The sequence below is a fragment of the Pseudomonas azotoformans genome (genome assembly GCF_001579805.1).
GTDB classification, from domain to species: Bacteria; Pseudomonadota; Gammaproteobacteria; order Pseudomonadales; family Pseudomonadaceae; genus Aquipseudomonas; species Aquipseudomonas azotoformans_A.
In genome coordinates, this window is the sequence record NZ_CP014546.1 from 3,754,084 (window position 1) to 3,773,611 (window position 19,528).

19 protein-coding genes and 1 pseudogene are annotated in these 19,528 nt (G+C 62.3%); 10 read left to right on the forward strand and 10 right to left on the reverse strand.

Features of this window, described 5'->3' with window-relative positions; translation table 11 throughout:
* Window positions 1-26: 26 nt before the first annotated feature.
* The 5 genes and pseudogenes from AYR47_RS17575 to AYR47_RS17595 all read right to left on the reverse strand — a co-directional run bounded on the left by AYR47_RS17575 (window position 27) and on the right by AYR47_RS17595 (window position 6,068).
* Window positions 27-1,046, reverse strand: a complete 1,020-nt coding sequence (locus AYR47_RS17575; RefSeq protein ID WP_061436090.1) for a branched-chain amino acid aminotransferase — start codon at window positions 1,044-1,046, stop codon at window positions 27-29.
* A gap of 82 nt (window positions 1,047-1,128) precedes the next feature.
* Window positions 1,129-2,508, reverse strand: coding sequence for a dihydrolipoyl dehydrogenase (gene lpdA, locus AYR47_RS17580; protein WP_061436092.1), 1,380 nt, complete (start codon window positions 2,506-2,508; stop codon window positions 1,129-1,131).
* 3 nt (window positions 2,509-2,511) lie between these two features.
* Window positions 2,512-3,771 (reverse strand): dihydrolipoamide acetyltransferase family protein, encoded by a 1,260-nt coding sequence (locus AYR47_RS17585; RefSeq protein WP_033902027.1) that lies wholly within the window; start codon window positions 3,769-3,771, stop codon window positions 2,512-2,514.
* Window positions 3,772-4,831: pseudogene (locus AYR47_RS17590) on the reverse strand (alpha-ketoacid dehydrogenase subunit beta). It lies immediately after the preceding gene.
* A gap of 1 nt (window position 4,832) precedes the next feature.
* Window positions 4,833-6,068, reverse strand: a complete 1,236-nt coding sequence (locus tag AYR47_RS17595) for a 3-methyl-2-oxobutanoate dehydrogenase (2-methylpropanoyl-transferring) subunit alpha (protein WP_033902028.1) — start codon at window positions 6,066-6,068, stop codon at window positions 4,833-4,835.
* Window positions 6,069-6,263: 195 nt separating this feature from the next.
* Here AYR47_RS17595 and bkdR point away from each other — a divergent pair, with 195 nt between their 5' ends.
* On the forward strand, window positions 6,264-6,749 hold the full coding sequence (gene bkdR, locus AYR47_RS17600) for a Bkd operon transcriptional regulator BkdR (protein ID WP_010209335.1): 486 nt from the start codon (window positions 6,264-6,266) through the stop codon (window positions 6,747-6,749).
* Here bkdR and AYR47_RS17605 read toward each other — a convergent pair.
* Window positions 6,746-7,609 carry an MBL fold metallo-hydrolase gene (locus tag AYR47_RS17605; protein ID WP_033902029.1) on the reverse strand — a complete coding sequence of 288 codons (864 nt, stop codon included), beginning with the start codon at window positions 7,607-7,609 and terminating at the stop codon, window positions 6,746-6,748. The two genes, bkdR and AYR47_RS17605, sit on opposite strands and share 4 nt — an antisense overlap.
* A gap of 94 nt (window positions 7,610-7,703) precedes the next feature.
* Here AYR47_RS17605 and AYR47_RS17610 point away from each other — a divergent pair, with 94 nt between their 5' ends.
* The 3 genes from AYR47_RS17610 to AYR47_RS17620 are packed head-to-tail and all read left to right on the forward strand — an operon-like array spanning window position 7,704 to window position 10,141.
* Complete coding sequence (locus tag AYR47_RS17610) at window positions 7,704-8,039, forward strand: ArsR/SmtB family transcription factor (protein ID WP_005789341.1); 336 nt, start codon at window positions 7,704-7,706, stop codon at window positions 8,037-8,039.
* Between the two features lie 50 nt (window positions 8,040-8,089).
* The gene (locus AYR47_RS17615; RefSeq protein WP_061436094.1) at window positions 8,090-9,334 is read left to right on the forward strand and encodes an FAD/NAD(P)-binding oxidoreductase; all 1,245 of its coding nucleotides are present in this window, start codon (window positions 8,090-8,092) and stop codon (window positions 9,332-9,334) included.
* Entirely contained in the window at window positions 9,335-10,141 is an 807-nt protein-coding gene (locus tag AYR47_RS17620) for a sulfite exporter TauE/SafE family protein (RefSeq protein WP_033902031.1), read from the forward strand.
* Window positions 10,142-10,173: 32 nt separating this feature from the next.
* Here AYR47_RS17620 and AYR47_RS17625 read toward each other — a convergent pair whose 3' ends face one another.
* Window positions 10,174-10,821, reverse strand: a complete 648-nt coding sequence (locus tag AYR47_RS17625) for a YceH family protein (protein WP_061436096.1) — start codon at window positions 10,819-10,821, stop codon at window positions 10,174-10,176.
* 115 nt (window positions 10,822-10,936) lie between these two features.
* Between AYR47_RS17625 and AYR47_RS17630 the strand changes: the two genes are divergently transcribed.
* On the forward strand, window positions 10,937-11,446 hold the full coding sequence (locus AYR47_RS17630; RefSeq protein ID WP_033902033.1) for a DUF1993 domain-containing protein: 510 nt from the start codon (window positions 10,937-10,939) through the stop codon (window positions 11,444-11,446).
* Between the two features lie 69 nt (window positions 11,447-11,515).
* On the opposite strand, the gene sstT is transcribed toward AYR47_RS17630, so the two are convergent.
* Window positions 11,516-12,736, reverse strand: a complete 1,221-nt coding sequence (sstT, locus tag AYR47_RS17635) for a serine/threonine transporter SstT (RefSeq protein WP_033902034.1) — start codon at window positions 12,734-12,736, stop codon at window positions 11,516-11,518.
* A 228-nt stretch (window positions 12,737-12,964) separates the two neighbouring features.
* Here sstT and AYR47_RS17640 point away from each other — a divergent pair, with 228 nt between their 5' ends.
* Entirely contained in the window at window positions 12,965-14,122 is a 1,158-nt protein-coding gene (locus tag AYR47_RS17640) for an MFS transporter (RefSeq protein WP_061436098.1), read from the forward strand.
* A gap of 4 nt (window positions 14,123-14,126) precedes the next feature.
* Here the strand turns inward: AYR47_RS17640 and nhaR are convergent, their stop codons facing one another.
* Window positions 14,127-15,029 carry a transcriptional activator NhaR gene (gene nhaR, locus AYR47_RS17645; protein ID WP_020372645.1) on the reverse strand — a complete coding sequence of 301 codons (903 nt, stop codon included), beginning with the start codon at window positions 15,027-15,029 and terminating at the stop codon, window positions 14,127-14,129.
* Between the two features lie 134 nt (window positions 15,030-15,163).
* On the opposite strand from nhaR, the gene AYR47_RS17650 reads away from it, so the two are divergent.
* The 4 genes from AYR47_RS17650 to mnmH all read left to right on the forward strand — a co-directional run bounded on the left by AYR47_RS17650 (window position 15,164) and on the right by mnmH (window position 18,443).
* Window positions 15,164-15,415 (forward strand): hypothetical protein, encoded by a 252-nt coding sequence (locus tag AYR47_RS17650; RefSeq protein ID WP_033902036.1) that lies wholly within the window; start codon window positions 15,164-15,166, stop codon window positions 15,413-15,415.
* 43 nt (window positions 15,416-15,458) lie between these two features.
* Entirely contained in the window at window positions 15,459-16,211 is a 753-nt protein-coding gene (locus tag AYR47_RS17655) for a TerC family protein (RefSeq protein ID WP_010211333.1), read from the forward strand.
* Window positions 16,212-16,305: 94 nt separating this feature from the next.
* On the forward strand, window positions 16,306-17,340 hold the full coding sequence (gene selD, locus AYR47_RS17660) for a selenide, water dikinase SelD (protein ID WP_033902037.1): 1,035 nt from the start codon (window positions 16,306-16,308) through the stop codon (window positions 17,338-17,340).
* A complete protein-coding gene (gene mnmH / locus AYR47_RS17665) occupies window positions 17,340-18,443 on the forward strand; it encodes a tRNA 2-selenouridine(34) synthase MnmH (protein ID WP_033902038.1) in 1,104 nt (367 codons plus the stop codon). Before selD ends, mnmH begins: the two co-directional genes overlap by 1 nt.
* Here the strand turns inward: mnmH and AYR47_RS17670 are convergent.
* Window positions 18,433-19,488 carry a permease gene (locus AYR47_RS17670; RefSeq protein ID WP_033902040.1) on the reverse strand — a complete coding sequence of 352 codons (1,056 nt, stop codon included), beginning with the start codon at window positions 19,486-19,488 and terminating at the stop codon, window positions 18,433-18,435. The two genes, mnmH and AYR47_RS17670, sit on opposite strands and share 11 nt — an antisense overlap.
* Window positions 19,489-19,528 lie beyond the last annotated feature (40 nt).

The following is a 19,528-nucleotide window of genomic DNA, read 5'->3' on the forward strand; positions in this document are numbered from 1 at the left end:
CCATCTGGCGGGTTTTTCCGGGTTGCTTAGACCTTGACGATCCAGCCTTGCGGCGCTTCAACGTCACCGGTCTGCACACCGGTCAGCTCTTTGTAGAGCTTCTGGGTGATCGGGCCGACTTCGGTCTCGCTGTGGAATACGTGCAGCTTGCCGTTGTACTGGATGCCGCCGATCGGCGAGATCACCGCAGCCGTACCGCAGGCGCCGGCTTCCTTGAACTGGTCCAGTTTGTCGATGAACACTTCGCCCTCGACCACGTCCAGGCCCAGGCGGGTCTTGGCCAGTTCGATCAGCGACAGGCGGGTGATGCCTGGCAGCACCGAAGGCGACTTCGGCGTGATGAACTGGTTGTCGTGGGTGATCCCGAAGAAGTTCGCCGAGCCGACTTCTTCGATTTTCGAATGGGTCATCGGGTCCAGGTAGATCGCGTCGGCAAAACCGGCTTTCTTCGCTTCGGAACCGGGCATCAGGCTGGCGGCGTAGTTGCCACCGACCTTGGCGGCACCGGTGCCTTGTGGCGCGGCGCGGTCGAAGGTGGAGATCTGGAAGTTGTGCGGCACCAGGCCGCCTTTGAAGTAGGCGCCGACCGGGATGCAGAACACGGAGAAGATGAACTCCGGCGCGGTACGCACGCCGATGTTGTCACCGGTGCCGATCACGAACGGGCGCAGGTACAGCGCGCCGCCGCTGCCGTACGGCGGGATGAAATGTTCGTTGGCCTTGACCACTTGTTTGCAGGCATCGATGAACACGTCGGTCGGCACATGCGGCATCAGCAGGCGCGCGCAGCTGCGTTGCATGCGGGCGGCGTTCTGGCCCGGGCGGAACAGGTTGATCGAACCGTCCTTGCAGCGGTAGGCCTTGAGGCCTTCAAAGCATTGCTGGCCGTAGTGCAGGGCGGTGGAGCCCTCGCTGATGTGCAGCACGTTGTCGTCGGTCAGGGTGCCTTCTTGCCATTCGCCGTTTTTCCAGACCTGGAGAAACCGCTTGTCGGTCTTGATGTAGTCAAAACCCAGCTTGTCCCAATTGATGCTTTCGTTACCCATGACACCCTCTATCGTTGGTCAAGTCGGTTTTTTTCTGGATGGGCGCAACAATACTTCATTAGCCGGTGCCTTAGCACCCCCTTCAAAGGTGCAACGCATGCCCCAGCGCCCGCAGCGCGGCTTCCTGCACCGCTTCACCAAGGGTCGGATGAGCGTGGATGGTGCCCGCCACGTCTTCCAGGCGCGACCCCATTTCCAGGCTCAGGCCAAAGGCGGTGGACAGTTCCGAGACACCCACCCCCACGGCCTGCCAGCCGACGATCAGGTGGTTGTCACGTCGCGCCACCACCCGTACGAAGCCGGTTTTCGACTCCAGGGTCATTGCCCGGCCATTGGCCGCGAACGGGAAGCTTGAGACGATGCAGTCCAATCCGGCGGCCTTGGCTTCGTCCGGGGTCTTGCCGACCACCACCAGTTCCGGGTCGGTGAAGCACACCGCCGGGATCGCGGCAGGGTTGAATTCGCGGGACTTGCCGCTGATCAGCTCGGCGACCATTTCGCCCTGGGCCATGGCGCGGTGCGCGAGCATTGGCTCGCCACTCAGGTCGCCGATGGCATACACGTTGCGCATGCTGGTCTGGCAGCGGCTGTCGATTTTGATCGCCGAGCCGTTCATCTCCAGGTTCAGCGCTTCAAGGTTCCAACCCTGGGTGTTGGGTTTGCGACCGACGGCGACCAGCACCTGGTCGGTTGCCAACGACAGGGTGTCGCCATTCGGGTCGCGTACTTGCAGGCTGTCATCGGCAAAACCGGTGACGCTGTGCTTGAGGTACAGCTTCACGCCCAGTTGCTTGAGGGATTCGTTCACCGGCTGCGTCAGCTCCGCGTCATAGGCCGGCAGGATCCGATCCTGCGCCTCGACCACACTGACCTCGGCGCCGAGCTTACGGTAGGCGATGCCCAGTTCCAGGCCGATATAACCGCCGCCTACCACGATCAGGCGCTTGGGCACGCTTTTCGGTGCAAGGGCTTCGGTGGAGGAGATGATCGGCCCGCCAATCGGCAGCATCGGCAGGTTGACGCTTTTCGAACCGGTGGCCAGCAGCAAGTGCTCGCACCGGATGCGCTGGTCGCCGACGTCAACGGTTTTGCCGTCCACCACCTTGGCCCAACCGTGGATCACTTGCACCTTGTGCTTCTTCAGCAAGGCGGCGACGCCCGTGGTCAGGCGATCCACGATGCCATCTTTCCATTCCACGCTTTTGCGGATATCCAGGGTCGGCACATCCACTTCAATGCCCAGTTGCGAACCCTGGCTGTGGTGGATGGTTTGCTGGAACTGCTCGGCCACATGGATCAACGCCTTGGACGGGATGCAGCCGATATTCAGGCAGGTGCCGCCGAGCGCCTGGCCTTCCACCAGAATGGTCGGGATGCCCAACTGGCCGGCACGGATCGCCGCCACATAACCGCCAGGGCCGCCGCCGATAATCAGCAGCGTGGTATTCAATGTCTGCGTCATGCCTTACTCCAGGAACAGGCTGGCGGGTTGTTCGAGCAGGCCGCGAATGGCCTGGATGAATTGCGCCGCGTCCATGCCATCGACCACGCGGTGATCGAAGGAGCTGGAGAGGTTCATCATCTTGCGCACCACGATCTGGCCCTTGATCACCATCGGCCGTTCAACGATACGGTTGACGCCAACGATGGCCACTTCCGGCAGGTTCAGCACCGGCGTGCTGACGATGCCACCCAAGGCACCCAGGCTGGTCAGGGTGATCGTCGAGCCCGACAGCTCGTCGCGGCTGGCCTTGCCATTGCGTGCAGCCGTGGCCAAGCGCGCGATTTCTTCAGCGTTGCCCCACAGGCTGCGGGCTTCGGCGTGACGCACCACCGGCACCATCAGGCCAACATCGCTCTGGGTGGCGACGCCCACATGCACCGCGCCGAGGCGGGTGATGACCTGGGCTTCGTCGTCGTAGCGCGCGTTGATCTGCGGGAAGTCACGCAGTGCCACCACCATGGCGCGCACGATGAACGGCAGCAGGGTCAGCTTGCCGCGCGTAGCGCCGTGTTTCTCGTTGAGGTGCACGCGCAGCTCGTCGAGGGCGGTGACGTCGATCTCTTCCACATAGCTGAAATGCGCGGCGCGCCGGGTGGCGTCCTGCATGCGCTGGGCGATCTTGCGGCGCATGCCGATCACCGGGATCTGTTCTTCGGTGTGGCGTTCGGCGTAGGGGTTGGCGGCTGTAGAGTTTTTCGCCGGACCCTGGAGCAAGTAAGCCTCCAGATCTTCGTGCAGAATCCGGCCCGCCGGGCCAGAGCCCTGCACCAGACGCAGTTGGATCCCGGCGTCCAATGCATGCTTGCGCACAGCAGGGGAGGCCAATGGGCGTTCGTCGGCTTCACGTGCCACAGGCGCCTGGGCTGCGATAACCGGTGCCGGTTTGCTTTCAAACGCCGCCGGCGCAGGCTTGGCCTCAACCACAGGCGCGGCCTTCGGCGCTTCCTTCACGGCGGGCGCTTCCTTGGCGTTGCCGGCGCCTTCCACTTCAATGCTGATCAGAATACTGCCCACGGCCATGACTTCGCCCGGCTCACCGCCGAGGGAAATCACCTTGCCGTGCACCGGCGAAGGAATATCCACCATCGCCTTGTCGGTCATCACATCCGCCAGCACCTGGTCTTCCACGACCATGTCGCCGACCTTCACATGCCACACCGACAGTTCAACTTCCGCGATGCCTTCGCCAATGTCCGGCATCTTGATTACGTGCGTGCCCATTCAGACCTCCATGACCCGTTTCAACGCCGCGCCCACTCGGGACGGCCCTGGGAAATACGCCCACTCTTGCGCGTGCGGGTAGGGGGTGTCCCAACCGGTGACGCGTTCGATCGGCGCTTCCAGGTGGTGGAAGCAATGTTCTTGCACCAGCGACACCAACTCGGCACCAAAACCGCAGGTGCGGGTGGCTTCATGCACCACCACGCAACGGCCAGTCTTCTTCACGGATTTGACGATGGTTTCCAGGTCCAGCGGCCACAGGCTGCGCAGGTCGATGACCTCGGCGTCGATGCCGGTTTCTTCGGCGGCGACTTGCGACACATACACGGTGGTGCCGTAGGTCAGCACGGTGACCGCCGAACCCGGACGCACGATGGCGGCCACGTCCAGCGGCACGGTGTAATAACCGTCCGGTACTTGGGCTTGCGGGTGTTTCGACCACGGGGTCACCGGGCGGTCGTGATGGCCATCGAATGGGCCGTTGTACAGGCGTTTGGGTTCGAGGAAGATCACCGGGTCATCGTTTTCGATGGAGGCGATCAGCAGCCCTTTCGCGTCATAGGGGTTCGACGGCATGACCGTACGCAGGCCGCAGACCTGGGTGAACACCGCTTCGATACTCTGGCTGTGGGTCTGCCCGCCGTAGATGCCGCCGCCGCACGGCATGCGCATGGTCAGTGGCGCGGTGAACTGGCCGGCCCGAGCGGTAACGCAGGCGCGCCGCTTCGGAAATGATCTGGTCGGTGGCGGGGTAGACGTAGTCGGCGAACTGGATCTCGGCCACCGGACGCAGGCCGTAGGCGCCCATGCCCACGGCCACGCCGATAATGCCGCTCTCGGAGATCGGCGCGTCGAACACGCGCGAGCTGCCGTACTTGGTCTGCAAGCCTTCGGTGCAACGGAACACGCCGCCGAAATAACCGACGTCCTGGCCAAACACCACCACGTTGTCGTCACGTTCGAGCATCACATCCATGGCCGAGCGCAGGGCCTGGATCATGGTCATGGTGGTGGTGGTCATGGCGGTTTCCACTTCAATGCTGTTGTTGTGATCGTTCATGTCAGACCCCCAACTCTTGACGCTGGCGCTTCAAATGCTCCGGCATCTCTTTGTAGACGTCTTCGAACATGGTCGCGGCGCTTGGAATCTGGCCACCGGCCAGGGTGCCGTACTGTTCGGCTTCTTTCTGGGCCTTGACCACTTCTGCTTCAAGTTCTGCGCTGACCGCCGCGTGTTCCTCTTCGGACCACTGGCCAATCTTGATCAGGTGCTGCTTGAGGCGGGCAATCGGGTCGCCCAGGGGGAAGTGGCTCCAGTCGTCGGCGGGACGGTATTTGGACGGATCATCCGAAGTGGAATGCGGGCCGGCGCGGTAAGTGACCCATTCGATCAGCGTCGGGCCCAGGTTGCGGCGCGCACGCTCGGCGGCCCAGGCGGAGGCGGCGTACACCGCGATAAAGTCGTTGCCGTCCACGCGCAGGGAGGCGATGCCGCAACCGACGCCGCGTCCGGCGAAGGTGGTGGCTTCACCGCCGGCAATCGCCTGGAAGGTGGAGATGGCCCACTGGTTGTTGACCACGTTGAGGATCACTGGCGCCCGGTACACGTGGGCGAAGGTGAGGGCGGTGTGGAAGTCGGATTCGGCGGTGGCGCCGTCGCCGATCCAGGCCGAGGCAATCTTGGTATCGCCCTTGATCGCGGAGGCCATGCCCCAGCCCACGCCCTGTACGAATTGGGTGGCGAGGTTGCCGGAAATGGTAAAGAAACCGGCGTCTTTCACCGAGTACATGATCGGCAACTGGCGGCCCTTGAGCGGATCACGCTCGTTGGACAGCAGTTGGCAGATCAGGTCCACCAGCGGCACTTCGCGGGCCATCAGGATGCTTTGCTGGCGGTAGGTGGGGAAGCACATGTCGTCGATGTTCAAGGCCAGGGCCTGGGCGCTGCCGATGGCTTCTTCGCCAAGGCTTTGCATGTAGAACGACATTTTTTTCTGACGCTGGGCGACCACCATGCGGTTGTCGAAAATGCGCGTCTTGAGCATGGCGCGCATGCCTTTGCGCAGGATCTCGACCGGGACGCCTTCGGCCCACGGGCCGAGGGCCTGGCCCTGGTCGTCGAGCACGCGGATCAGGCCCTTGGCCAGGTCGGCGGTGTCGGCGGGTTCTACGTCGATGGCGGGTTTGCGCACTAGACCTGCGTCAGTCAGGCGCAGGTAGGTGAAGTCGGTTTTGCAGCCTGGGCGGCCCGAGGGTTCAGGGACGTGCAGGCGCAGCGGTTCATACTGCTGGGTCATGGCTTTCTACGCTCTATCTTGTGAATTTCTTGTAGTGGGCGCGCTAGCTGACAGTCAGCCTCCGGATAGGAGAAATCTTGTCCTACAACAATCATAGGCGGGGCGTAGAAGAATATTTATCTGTGTTTCATTGCGCTCAGGATCATTTGCGGATAAAAAAACTGCATAAACATAATAAACAGGTGATTTTGTCTCATGCGCAAACTGGACCGTACCGATATCGGCATTCTCAACGCCCTGCAGGAGAACGCCCGCATCACCAACGCCGACCTGGCCCGCTCGGTGAACCTATCGCCCACGCCGTGTTTCAACCGGGTGAAAGCGATGGAAGAGCTGGGCTTGATCCGTGACCAGGTCACGCTGCTCGACGCTGATTTGCTGGGGCTGCACGTCAACGTGTTCATCCACGTGAGCCTGGAAAAGCAGAATGAACTGGCATTGCAGCAGTTCGAAGGCGCGATCTCCGACCGGCCTGAGGTGATGGAGTGTTACCTGATGGCCGGCGACCCGGACTACCTGATCCGGGTGCTGGTGCCGACGATCCAGTCGCTGGAGCGTTTCATGATGGACTTTTTGACCAAGGTGCCGGGGGTGGCGAACATCCGGTCGAGCTTCGCCCTCAAGCAAGTGCGCTATAAAACCGCATTGCCGCTACCGGCCAACGGCATCAACCTGGGTTAGAGGCGGTTGACCGGAATCTTCAGGTACACCACCCCGTTGTCCTCCGCCGGCGGCATATTCCCCGCCCGCACATTCACCTGGATCGCTGGCAGCAACAGCGTCGGCATCCCCAGCCCTGCGTCGCGCGTGGTGCGCATCTCGACAAACGTGGCTTCATCCACGCCGTCATGCACATGGATATTTCCGGCGCGCTGCTCGGCCACCGTGGTCCGGCATTTTGCCTCACGGCCTTCGGGCGGGTAGTCGTGGCAGACGTACAGTTCGGTTTCCAACGCAAAGGCCAGCAACTTGCGCATCGACGCATACAACTGCCGCGCATCGCCGCCGGGGAAATCACAGCGCGCCGTGCCGACATCCGGCATGAACAGCGTGTCGCCCACCAGGATCAACCGGTCGTCGATCAGGTAGGCCATGTCCGCCGGGGTATGCCCAGGCACATGCAGGGCCTGGGCCTTGATCGTGCCGATGTGAAACACCTCATCCGGCGCAAACAGATGATCGAACTGCGAGCCATCCACGCGAAATTCCGGCTCCAGGTTGAACAGGTTCTTGAACACGCCCTGTACTTTGCTGATGGACTGCCCGATGGCGATCTTGCCGCCCAAGGTGCGGCGCAGGTAAGGCGCGGCGGACAAGTGATCAGCGTGGGCGTGGGTTTCCAGCAACCATTGCACCTGCAAGCTGTGCTCGCGCACGAAGGCGATGACCTTGTCGGCCTGCCGCGTGTCGGTGCGCCCCGAGGCCGGGTCGTAGTTGAGCACTGAATCGACGATGGCGCAGGGGCCGCCATCGGCTTCATAAACGACGTAGGTGTAGGTCGACGATGCCTCGTCCAGAAAGGCTTGGATCAGCGCTGGCATGGCGGTTGTCCCGGATGAAGAAAAAAGTAGTTACAATCAGTTTACGTTTTCACATAATGTTTTGAGCTTAAGTGACAAAAAGGACCCGAGGCAAATGGAATCTACTCTGAGTGAGGGCGAAGTCGCCCAGTTGCGCGCATCGGCGTCCAAGGCTTGTTCCTTGCTCAAGGCCCTGGCCAATGAGGACCGTTTGTTGATCCTGTGCCAGTTGACCCAGGGCGAGCGCAATGTCGGCGAGCTGGAAGCCCTGACCGGCGTGCGCCAGCCCACGCTGTCACAACAGTTGGGCATTTTGCGCGACGAAGGGTTGGTCGCCACCCGTCGGGAAGGTAAATACATCTTCTACGGGCTGGCCAGCCACGAAGTGATTCAAGTAATGAAGACCCTGTCCGGGCTGTACTGCGGCGCGGTCATAAAAAGCTGGGCGTGACGCCATCCGGCAGCGACCCTTGTGTGCATGTATGACAAAGGCGATAGACCATGACCGACCAACACTGGGGCCCAACCATCAGTGGCGACATCGTAGTCATCGGCGGCGGCTCGGCGGGCATTGGCCTGCTGGCCAGCCTGCTCAAGCGCGACCCGCACCTGAACATCATCCTGATCGAACCGAGCGACCACCACTGCTACCAGCCCGCCTGGACCTTGGTGGGCGGCGGCGCCTATGACCTGAAAAAGACCCGCCGCCCGCTGGCGGATGTATTGCCCAATGGCGTCACCTGGGTGCAGGCCGCCGTCACCGAAGTACTGCCCGACGAGCAGACCCTGATCCTCGACAGCGGCCAGCGTGTCAGTTGGCAAAACCTGATTGTCTGCCCCGGCCTGCGCCTGGCGTGGGAGAAGGTCGAAGGCCTGCAAGACACCCTCGGCAAGCATGGCGTCACGTCCAACTACAGCTACCAGCACGCCGCCTACACCTGGCAGTTGGTGCAGCAACTCAAGGGCGGCAAGGCGATCTTTACCCAGCCGGCCATGCCGATCAAATGCGCGGGCGCGCCGCAAAAGGCCCTGTATTTGTCCTGCGATCACTGGCTCAAGCAAGGCGTGCTGAAAAACATCGACGTCGAATTCAACCTGGCCGGTGCCGCGCTGTTCGGCGTGGCGACCTTCGTGCCGCCGTTGATGAAATACGTGGAGAAGTACAACGCTCGCCTGGCGTTCAACGCCAATCTGGTGAAAGTCGATGGTCCGGCACGCAAGGCCTGGTTCGAAGTGAAGGACGCCGAAGGCACTGCGCGTGTTGAAGAAAAATCCTTCGACCTGTTGCACGTTGTCCCACCGCAAGTCTCCCCGGATTTCATCCGCCAAAGCCCGCTGGCCGACGCCGCCGGCTGGTGCGAAGTGAACCCCCACAGCCTGCAACACCTGCGTTACCCGCACATCTTCGGCCTGGGCGATGTATGCGGCACCACCAACGCCAAGACTGCCGCGGCGGTGCGCAAGCAGATCGTGGTGGTCGCCGAAAACCTGCTGGCCCTGCGCAAACAGGCGCCGCTGCCGCTCAAGTACGATGGCTACGGTTCCTGCCCGCTGACGGTGGAGAAGGGCAAGGTGGTGCTGGCCGAGTTCGGCTACGGCGGCAAGTTGCTGCCGACCTTTCCCCTGGACCCGACCCAGGCGCGGCGTTCTATGTGGTTCCTCAAGGCCACCTTGCTGCCGTGGTTCTACTGGAACGGCATGCTCAAGGGCCGCGAGTGGCTGACCCGCCTGAGCAAGGTGGACTGAATGCTGCTGGCCAGTGTGTTGGGATTATTGATGGGCCTGGTCATGGGCCTGACCGGCGCGGGCGGCGGCATCCTCGGGGTGCCGGCGCTGGTGTTGGGGTTGGGCCTGAGCATGACCCAGGCCGCGCCGGTGTCGCTGCTCGCCGTCGGCGCGGCAGCAGCCGTGGGAGCGATCGACGGTTTGCGTCATGGCCTGGTGCGTTACCGCGCTGCGCTGCTGATCGCTTTGCTCGGCGCGCTTTTTTCGCCAGTGGGGGTGTTTCTCGCCCACCAACTGCCGGAAGCGTTGCTGATGGGACTGTTCAGTGGCTTGATGGTGTTGGTGGCCTGGCGCATGTTGCAGCGTGAAAAGCGCGAGGCCGGGCCGAGTGACCATGGCACGGCGTCCTGGGGCCAGAAGAACTGCATGCTCAATCAGCAGACCGGGCGCTTCGCCTGGACCGCCAAATGCAGCGCGACCCTAGCCGCCCTCGGTGCGGTGACCGGTGCAGTGTCCGGCCTGCTGGGCGTTGGCGGTGGCTTTCTGATCGTGCCGGCGTTCAAGCAACTCACCGATGTGCAGATGCGCGGCATCGTCGCCACGTCCTTGATGGTAATCAGCCTGCTCTCGCTGGTCGGCGTGGCCGGTGCATTCCATGCCGGTGTGCGCATCGAGTCGGTGGGCTGGGTGTTTATCGGCGCAAGCATCGTCGGCATGCTCGCCGGCCGACGCCTGTGCTCGGTGATTCCCGCCCGTATCTTGCAAGTGGGGTTTGCCAGCCTGTGTGTACTGGTGGCCATTGGAATGCTAGTTAACGCCTTGCGCTGAAACGGTGGCGAGGGCGCTTGCTGCGCAGCACCTCAGCCCTGTTCCAACTGGGCCAGGCGCTCTTCGAGCGCTGCAATGCGCGCTTCCAGTTCTTCGATCCGGTCCGTCGAAACGCCCGCCCCGCGTTCCACTGGGCTACCCCGTGCCGCGAGGATCGTCTCGATGTCCGCCGGATCGCCCAGCGCATGGGTGTAGCGGTCTTCGCGCTGCCCGGCCTGGCGCGGCACCAGCAACGCCAGCCCGCGGGCAATCAAGCGCTCCAGTTGATGCACCACCTGCTCGGCGTCTTCGAAGTCATGCATGCGTCCGCTGCGGGTCAACAGTTCATTGACCGTCTGCGGCCCACGCAGGAACAACAGCCCGGTGAGGATCACCTGGGCCGGCACCAGCTCCAGCGCCTTGTCTACGCGATGTTCCCAGCGATCGGCACGGCTGCCCATCACCAGGCGGGTAAAGCCCTGGCCTTCCAGCGCACGCAGGCTCTGACCGACCTGGCCCTGGCTGAGGTTCATCACCGGCTCGCGGCTGGTCTTCTGGTTGCAGGCCAGGACCAGGGCATTGAGGGTCAGGGGATAGGTTTCGGGGTTGGTCGCCTGTTTCTCGATCAGGCAGCCCAGGATGCGGATTTCCGTGCTGTTCAGGCGCGGCTCAGGGGTCTCGGTGTCGTGCTCGGCGGTCATCGCGCTTTCCCTATGCAGTGAAGTGCCTAGCGTAAGCCGGAAAAAATAAAAGACAAGCGGCGGGCATGGCTATAATCGCCGCTGGTTCAAACCGTGACATTACCTAGAGACTGCCATGACTATTTCCCTGTACGCCGCCTCCATCCCCGTCTTCAAGCAAATGCTCACCGCCCTGAGCGGTGTGCTGGCCAAGGCCGAAGCCCACGCTACCGCCAAGAACATCGAGCCGAACGCCTTGCTGCAAGCACGCCTGTTCCCGGACATGTTCCAACTGGTGCGCCAGGTGCAGATCGCTGTCGACTTCGCCAAGGGCGTTTCCGCACGCCTGGCCGAGATCGAAGTGCCGAAATATGAAGATACCGAAGTCACCTTTGCCGACCTGCAAGCGCTGATCGCCAAGGTGTTGGCCTTTGTTGACACCATCAAGCCCGAGCAGGTCGACGGCAAGGAAGGCATCGAGATCGTCACTCGCCCAGGCACGCCGAAAGAGAAGCGCTTCAGCGGCCAGTCCTACCTGCTGACCTACGGCCTGCCGCAGTTCTTCTTCCACGTCACCACCGCTTACGCGCTGCTGCGCCACAACGGCGTGGAAGTGGGCAAGCGTGATTACATGGGCGCTTTCTAAGCCTCCAGTCATAAAAAAGCCCGGGGTCGTTCTTCAGTGAACGACTCCGGGCTTTTTTGTGGCGGGCGGTTAAGCCGGCTGCTCTTCCTTGCCCAGGCAAGCGGCAGCGGTGAACAGCACATCGGTGGACGAATTCAGCGCGGTTTCCGCCGAATCCTGCAGCACGCCAATGATGAAACCCACGGCGACGACTTGCATGGCGATCTCGCTGGGAATGCCAAACAGGCTGCACGCCAATGGGATCAATAGCAGCGAACCGCCCGCCACGCCGGAAGCACCGCAGGCGCAGACGGCCGCGACCACGCTGAGCAGCACGGCGGTGGGCAGGTCGACGGCGATACCCAAGGTGTGTACGGCGGCCAGGGTCAACACGGTAATGGTGATCGCGGCGCCGGCCATATTGATGGTGGCACCGAGCGGGATCGACACCGAGTAGGTGTCCTCATGCAGGCCCAGGCGTTTGCTCAAGGCCAGGTTGACCGGGATGTTCGCCGCCGAACTGCGGGTGAAGAACGCGGTGATCCCACTTTCGCGCAGGCACATCAGCACCAACGGGTAAGGATTGCGGCGCAGTTTCCAGAACACGATGGCCGGGTTGACTACCAGCGCCACGAACAGCATGCAGCCGATTAGCACCACCAGCAGGTGGGCGTAGCCGAGCAGGGCGCCGAAGCCGGAAGTGGCCAGGGTCGAAGCCACCAGGCCGAAAATGCCCAGCGGCGCAAAGCGAATCACCACACGCACGATCAGGGTGACGCCGTTGGACAGGTCGTCGAGCACGGTGCGCGTGGTCTCGCCGGCATGGCGAATGGCTACGCCCATGCCGATGGCCCAGGCCAGGATGCCGATGAAGTTGGCATTCATCAGTGCGCTGACCGGGTTATCCACCACACTCAACAGCAGGCTTTGCAGCACTTCACCAATGCCGCCGGGCGCGGTCACCGTTGCGTCATGGGTTGCCAGCACCAGTGAGGAGGGGAACCACATGCTCGCAATCACCGCGACCACGGCGGCGGCAAAGGTGCCCAGCAGGTAGAGGAACAGGATCGGCTTGATATGGGTTTCCTGGCCGTGCTTATGGTTGGCGATCGACGCCATCACCAGCACAAACACCAAAATCGGCGCCACGGCCTTGAGCGCGGCGACGAACACCTTGCCGATAAACCCGGTGGCCTTGGCCGCCTCGGGCAACAGCAAGGCGAGCAGGATGCCGGCGATCAGGCCGATGACGATTTGCGTGACCAGGCTGACGCGGGCCAGTCGTTGCAGGAGGGAAGGGGCAGCAGTCATAAACACTTGTCTCTGGTTTTTGGAGGCACGGCGGCACAGGCAGAAAGGGCTGTAGGACGCGGATCGCGAAGTCTAGCACGCTGTAGGAGATGTCCTCGGCGGTGCGGCATTGCGTCACCCGCCCGCCCAAGTCTTTGCAAAATCCTGTTAACATTCCGTCCTCTCATCTTTCCTATCCTTCAGCGCGCCCTTTGGGTTGTCGTTGATGTCGTCGTTCGTGGAGTTTTCATGTTGTTTCCCATCCTGCTGCTGTCGGCCGCCGGCTTTACCGTGCTGACCACGGAATTCGTCATCGTCGGCCTGCTGCCCTCCATCGCCCGGGACCTGAATGTGAGTGTGTCCCAGGCCGGGCTGCTGGTGACCTTGTTTGCGTTTACCGTGGCGGCCTTTGGGCCGTTTCTGACGGCCTACTGCGCGCGCTTCCCACGCAAGCGGCTGTTTATCAGCATCCTGATCATGTTCGGCGTGGCCAATACCGTGGCGGCGCTGGCGCCGAATATCTGGGTGATGGCAGTGGCGCGGTTGATCCCGGCCCTGGGCCTGCCGGTGTTCTGGGCCTTGGCCAGCGAAACGGCGGTGGAAATTGTCGGCCCCGAATTCGCCGGGCGTGCCATCGAGAAGATCGGCTTCGGGATCGTCTGCGCCACGGTCTTCGGCATTCCGGTGGGCACGCTGATTTCCGATATGTTCGGCTGGCGCAGCGCGTTTGCCATCCTCGCGGTGGTGGCCTTGGCCAAGGCCTTGCTGCTGTTTATCTACCTGCCGGTGACCCAACCGAAGAACGCTGAAGTGACGCTGCGCTCGCAGTTCAAGATCCTGCGCAACCCATTGATGCAGGGCCATATCCTGCTGTCGATCCTGGTGTTCAGCGGCATGTTCACGGCGTACACCTATCTGGCGGATATTCTCGAGCGCCTGGCCGGTTTCGACGGTACGTTGGTGGGCTGGTGCCTGATGGGCTTCGGGGCGGTCGGGCTGATTGGCAATTCGTTGGGCGGGCGTGCGGTGGATCGCCACCCGTTGATCGCGTCGATGGTGTTTTGCGGCTTCATGATTGCGGGCATGGTGGCACTGGTGCCGGCGATCCATTCCACCCTTGGCCTGGCGGCGGCGATGGCCGTGTGGGGCGTGACCCAGGCGGCGATGTTTCTGGTCAGCCATGTGCGCTTGATGAAGGCTGCGCCCCACGCGCCGGCATTTGCCGCGTCGCTGAACATCGCCGGGGCCAACCTGGGGATTGGCCTGGGCGCCCTGGTGGGCGGCCATGTGATCGACACCCTTGGCCTGGGCAGCCTGGGTTTTGCCGCTTCCGGGTTTATCCTGGTGTCGATCCTGCTGGCCTTGTGGCTGATGACCGCCAAGCAACCGGTCGCCTCCCAGGCCTGAGCCGTCAGGGCAGGGTGGTGAACAACTCGCGCCTGGCACCTTCGGTAATCGCCACGATGCCGGGGTGCTTGACCTTGCGCTCCACCGAGATCGCGTAGAACGACTCGGTCACCGCCACGGTCTGGCCAATCAGCGCCACGCCGTACTGGCGCACCACCTCATCGGCAATCACGCTGGGGGCGATAAAAATCCCGCTGCCAGATTGGCCGAAGGCCTGCATCAAGGCGCTGTCGTCGAACTCACCGATGATCTTCGGCTGGATCTGCTGTTCGGCAAACCAGCGCTGCAAACGGCTGCGCACCACGGTTTCCGCGCCTGGAATCAACAGCGGCGCGCCGTGCAGGCACTGTGGGAAATCTCCGCCGTAGGCGTCAGCCAACGCCTGGGTGGCGAAAAAACTGATGCCACATTCCCCCAACTTCTGGCTGTAGCCCTTAATGTCCAGGTGCGTAGGCATGGGGCTGTCGGAAATCACCAGGTCCAGGCGCTGGATGGCCAAGTCGGCCAGCAGGCGTTCGAGTTTGTCTTCGCGGCAGGTGATGCGGATCGGCTCGCTCAACTCCATGGTCGGCGCGATCAGCCGGTAAACGATGGACTTGGGCACCACATCCGCCACGCCGACGCGGAACAGAATCTGCTGTTCATCGGGCTGCGCGCGCAGCATGGCCTCCAATTCATTGCCGGTCTGGAACATCTGCTCGGCATAGGGCAGGGCCTGGCGCCCGGCTTCAGTCAACTCCAATTGGCGGCCGACGCGCTGAAACAGCGCGATACCAAAGGTTTGCTCCAACAGGCTGATCTGCCCGCTGATGGTCTGGGGCGTGAGGTTAAGCTGCTCACACGCACGCACGATGCTGCCGGTCTTGGCCACCACCCAGAAGTAGTGCAGTTGTCGATAATTGAGCATGACGACCATCACTTCGTGAAAACCGAAGTATACGCGAGAAAAATACGAATTTTCCTGAACTGTTCAGCTGCATAGAATGCCTCGCTATCGCGGGGCCACTATTTGGACCCAATGGTTCTAACGAGGAAGACATCATGAAACTCAATTCCCTGGGCGCGGCATCGTTGCTTGCGCTTTCATTGGTAGTGATCAGCGGCTGCGATCAGGTCGAGAAAAGCGCGCAGCAGGTGCTGGGCAAAGCCACTGAATCGGCCAAGCAAGCCATCGATGACACCCACAAGGCCGCCGAGCAGGCATTGAGTGAAGCGACCAACGGCCTGATCAACCCGCAGAAAAAGGATGATCAGGAAGACAAAGAAAGCGAATCTTCTAGCAAAGAAGCCTAATTTCCCCGCACTTTTTATTCACGAAGAACGTCAGGACTGACCTATGGATTACCTTTTACAACTGGCCGCCAGCCCCACCGCCTGGGTTGCCCTGGCGACCTTGATCGTCATGGAGATCGTGCTCGGTATCGATAACCTGATCTTCATCTCGATCCTCACCAACAAGCTGCCGGAGCAGCATCGGGCCAAGGCTCGACGCATCGGTATCAGCATGGCGTTGGTGTTGCGTCTGGGTCTGTTGAGCACCATCGCGTTCATCGTGCAGTTGACCGCGCCGGTATTCGAAGTGTTTGGCCAGGCGTTCTCGTGGAAGGACATGATCCTGATCGCCGGTGGCCTGTTCCTGGTGTGGAAGGCAACCACCGAGATCCATCACAGCATGGACCCGGAGCCGGAAGAGAAGGAAACCAGCGCTGGCAACGTCGTGGCCATCGGTTTTGCCGCGGCCATTGGCCAGATCCTGTTGCTCGACCTGGTGTTCTCCATCGACAGCATCATCACCGCCGTGGGCATGACCGAGCACTTGCCGATCATGATCATCGCCGTCGTGACCTCGGTGATCGTGATGCTGGTGGCGGCCGAGCCGTTGGCCAAGTTCATCAACGACAACCCGACTGTGGTGATGTTGGCCCTGGGCTTCCTGATCATGATCGGTATGACGTTGATCGCCGAAGGCTTCGGCGCCCATGTGCCTAAAGGTTACGTGTATGCGGCCATGGCGTTCTCGGCGGCGATCGAATGTTTGAACATTGCCCGCCGTAACCGCCACAAGCGTTTGCTTGCTGCCCGGCAATAACGGCTGAAACCAAAAGGCCGGCTGTACTCACAAGAGTCCAGCCGGCCTTTTGCTGTCTGTTAGAATTCGCGCACTTGATAGCGTGAGGTCCTACATGAACGAGCCGATTCGTCTTACCCAGTACAGTCACGGCGCGGGGTGTGGCTGCAAGATATCGCCCCAGGTATTGGAGGTGATCCTTGCCGGCAGCGGCGCACAGCACCTCGACCCCAAGCTGTGGGTGGGCAACGCTTCACGCGACGATGCGGCGGTGTACGCCATTGACGATGAGCGCGGCGTGGTGTCCACCACCGACTTTTTCATGCCGATTGTCGATGACCCCTTCGATTTCGGCCGGATTGCCGCCACCAACGCCATCAGCGACATCTACGCCATGGGTGGCGATCCGTTGATGGCCATCGCCATTCTGGGGTGGCCGGTGAATGTGCTGGCGCCGGAGATTGCCCGCGAGGTGATCCGTGGCGGCCGTTCCGTGTGCGACGAAGCCGGTATTCCCCTGGCGGGCGGCCACTCGATCGACGCCCCGGAGCCGATCTTCGGGCTGGCAGTGACCGGCCTCGTGCAAAAGCGCCATATGAAGCGCAACGACACCGCCACCGCCGGCTGCCGGCTATACCTGACCAAGCCGCTGGGCATCGGCATCCTCACCACCGCCGAGAAGAAGGGCAAATTGCGCGAAGCGGATATCGGCCTGGCCCGGGACTGGATGTGCACCCTGAACAAGCCCGGCAGCCGTTTTGGCAAGTTGACGGGGGTGAAGGCGATGACCGATGTCACCGGTTTCGGGCTGTTGGGCCACTTGGTGGAAATGGCCGATGGCAGCGGCCTGACGGCGCGCATCGAATACAGCAATGTCCCACGCTTGGCCGGGATCGAAGACTACCTGGATCAGGGCTGCATGCCCGGTGGCACCTTGCGCAACTTCGACAGCTATTCAAGCAAGCTCGGACGTCTTCAGGAATTGCACAAGCGTGTGCTGTGCGACCCGCAGACCAGCGGCGGCCTGTTGATCGCCGTCACGCCAGACGGCGACGCTGAATTCCACAGGGTGGCGGCTGAGCTGGGCCTGGTCCTGAAACCTATCGGCGAACTGGTCGAGCGACAGACCCACGCGGTTGAGGTGATTTGATGGCGACTGATATCACCGACTACCGCGACATCTTTCTCAACGACCGGCCGATGATGGATACCCGTGCGCCGGTCGAGTTCGTCAAGGGCGCCTTTCCAGGCGTGGTCAATCTGCCGCTGATGACCGATGACGAACGCCAGCGCGTTGGCACTTGCTACAAACAGCAAGGCCAGCAGGCGGCCATTGTGCTCGGGCATGAACTGGTGTCCGGCGCAATCAAGGCCGAGCGCATCGAACACTGGGCACGTTTCGCCCAGGCCAACCCCGATGGCTACCTCTACTGTTTCCGTGGCGGGCTGCGTTCGCAGATCGTGCAGCAATGGCTGAAGACCGAGGCGGGTGTTGAGTACCCGCGTGTGGGCGGCGGCTACAAGGCCATGCGCACCTTTTTGCTGGAGACCGTTGAGCAGGCTGCGGCCCAGTGTGATTTTGTGTTGCTCGGCGGCATGACCGGCACCGGCAAGACCGAGGTGCTCGGTCAATTGCGCAATGCCCTGGACCTGGAAGGCCACGCCAACCATCGTGGTTCCAGCTTCGGCAAGCGCGCCACGGCGCAACCGTCCACTATCGATTTTGAAAACCGCCTGGCGGTGGATGTGCTGAAGAAACGCGCGGCCGGCATCGGGCAGTTCGTGGTCGAGGATGAAAGCCGCATGATCGGCAGTTGCGCGTTGCCACTGCCGTTGCACAAGGGTATGCAGACGTTCCCGATGGTGTGGTTGGAAGACCGCGTGGAAGGCCGGGTCGAGCGGATCCTGCGCGATTACGTCGTGGACTTGTGTGCGGAATTCGTCGAGGTGTTTGGCGAGCGCGGCCAGACGTTGTTCGCCGAGCGCCTGACTCAGAGCCTGGCCAATATCCACAAGCGCCTGGGCGGTGAGCGTTACCAGCGGTTGCAGGCGATTCTGCAGGACGCCCTGGCGGAACAGGCCCGCAGCGGTGCCGTAGACCTGCACCGGGCCTGGATCGAAGGGCTTTTGCGGGAGTATTACGACCCGATGTACGCCTTCCAACGTGAAAGCAAAGGCGCACGTATCGAATTTGCGGGCGAGCAGGGCGCCGTGGTGGCGTACCTGCGCGAGCGCGCCCAGGCTAAAGGATAGCGGCGCCGATCAAGCCGCAGGCGACCCCGACCAGCATCGTCAGCCCGGCCACCGTCACCAGTACCCGCGTATCGAAATCCTTGCGCAGCATCAGCAGCGACGGCAGGCTCACGCTGGGCAGGGTCATCAGCAAGGCCACGGCCGGGCCGGTGCCCATGCCCAGGGCCATCATGGTTTGTACGATAGGGATCTCTGCGGCGGTGGGAATCACGAACAACGTGCCGACAATCGCCAGCGGCACCAGCCACACCAGGCTGTTGGTCATGGCGCCATCCACATGGGGAAACAGCCAGACCCGCGCCGCGCCCAGTATCAATACTGCCAGGATGTAGATCGGAATCGTGCTCCAGAACAGCTGCCACAAGGTGCGCAGCCAGCGACTCAAGAACGGTTGCGACTCCACGACGCTGGCTTCGGCCACCGCATCCAGCGCTGCTTCCGGCACCTGCTCCGGACCGGCAATACGTTGCGCCACCAGCGACACTCCGACGACCAGCACAATGCCCGCCACCAGCCGGAGCGCGGTGAAGCCCCAGCCCAGCACAAAGCCCATGAACACCAGGGTCGCCGGGTTGAGCACCGGGTTGGCGATCCAGAACGCCAACGCCGCGCCCACCGATACCCGCTGGCGGCGCATGCCCGCCGCGACAGGTGCCGCGCAGCAGCTGCACATCATGCCCGGCAGGGCGAATAGCCCGCCGCGTAACGTCGAGCCGAGCCCGGCACGTCCGAACAAACGCAGCAGCCAATCCCGTGGAACCAGCACTTGCAGGAGCGAGCCGAGGATCACCGCCAGCACGGCGGCTTTCCAGATCGCCAGGAAATACACCTGGGCGTAGGCCAGAGCGGCGGCCAGGGGCGCGCTTTGCTGGTCGTTGAGGATCGACCCGCCGATGCTGTGGCTATCCGCGGCGACAAAAGCCTTGAGGTAGTAGGGCGACCACTTTACGTAGTAGAGCCCGACGCAGGCGACCAGCAGGAACAGCGCAGGCTTCCACCAGAACGCCCAGCCACGGCCGGGCTGGGAAGGGGTGAGGTTGGGCATGGTGATGATCCGCAGATGAGTCGAGAGCGGCGCATCATAC

Coding starts and splice junctions, on each gene's coding strand:
- AYR47_RS17575 (WP_061436090.1), bottom strand. CDS start 1,046: ATGGGTAACGAAAGCATCAATTGGGACAAGCTGGGTTTTGACTACATC.
- lpdA (WP_061436092.1), bottom strand. CDS start 2,508: ATGACGCAGACATTGAATACCACGCTGCTGATTATCGGCGGCGGCCCT.
- AYR47_RS17585 (WP_033902027.1), bottom strand. CDS start 3,771: ATGGGCACGCACGTAATCAAGATGCCGGACATTGGCGAAGGCATCGCG.
- AYR47_RS17595 (WP_033902028.1), bottom strand. CDS start 6,068: ATGACCCAGCAGTATGAACCGCTGCGCCTGCACGTCCCTGAACCCTCG.
- bkdR (WP_010209335.1), top strand. CDS start 6,264: ATGCGCAAACTGGACCGTACCGATATCGGCATTCTCAACGCCCTGCAG.
- AYR47_RS17605 (WP_033902029.1), bottom strand. CDS start 7,609: ATGCCAGCGCTGATCCAAGCCTTTCTGGACGAGGCATCGTCGACCTAC.
- AYR47_RS17610 (WP_005789341.1), top strand. CDS start 7,704: ATGGAATCTACTCTGAGTGAGGGCGAAGTCGCCCAGTTGCGCGCATCG.
- AYR47_RS17615 (WP_061436094.1), top strand. CDS start 8,090: ATGACCGACCAACACTGGGGCCCAACCATCAGTGGCGACATCGTAGTC.
- AYR47_RS17620 (WP_033902031.1), top strand. CDS start 9,335: ATGCTGCTGGCCAGTGTGTTGGGATTATTGATGGGCCTGGTCATGGGC.
- AYR47_RS17625 (WP_061436096.1), bottom strand. CDS start 10,821: ATGACCGCCGAGCACGACACCGAGACCCCTGAGCCGCGCCTGAACAGC.
- AYR47_RS17630 (WP_033902033.1), top strand. CDS start 10,937: ATGACTATTTCCCTGTACGCCGCCTCCATCCCCGTCTTCAAGCAAATG.
- sstT (WP_033902034.1), bottom strand. CDS start 12,736: ATGACTGCTGCCCCTTCCCTCCTGCAACGACTGGCCCGCGTCAGCCTG.
- AYR47_RS17640 (WP_061436098.1), top strand. CDS start 12,965: ATGTTGTTTCCCATCCTGCTGCTGTCGGCCGCCGGCTTTACCGTGCTG.
- nhaR (WP_020372645.1), bottom strand. CDS start 15,029: ATGCTCAATTATCGACAACTGCACTACTTCTGGGTGGTGGCCAAGACC.
- AYR47_RS17650 (WP_033902036.1), top strand. CDS start 15,164: ATGAAACTCAATTCCCTGGGCGCGGCATCGTTGCTTGCGCTTTCATTG.
- AYR47_RS17655 (WP_010211333.1), top strand. CDS start 15,459: ATGGATTACCTTTTACAACTGGCCGCCAGCCCCACCGCCTGGGTTGCC.
- selD (WP_033902037.1), top strand. CDS start 16,306: ATGAACGAGCCGATTCGTCTTACCCAGTACAGTCACGGCGCGGGGTGT.
- mnmH (WP_033902038.1), top strand. CDS start 17,340: ATGGCGACTGATATCACCGACTACCGCGACATCTTTCTCAACGACCGG.
- AYR47_RS17670 (WP_033902040.1), bottom strand. CDS start 19,488: ATGCCCAACCTCACCCCTTCCCAGCCCGGCCGTGGCTGGGCGTTCTGG.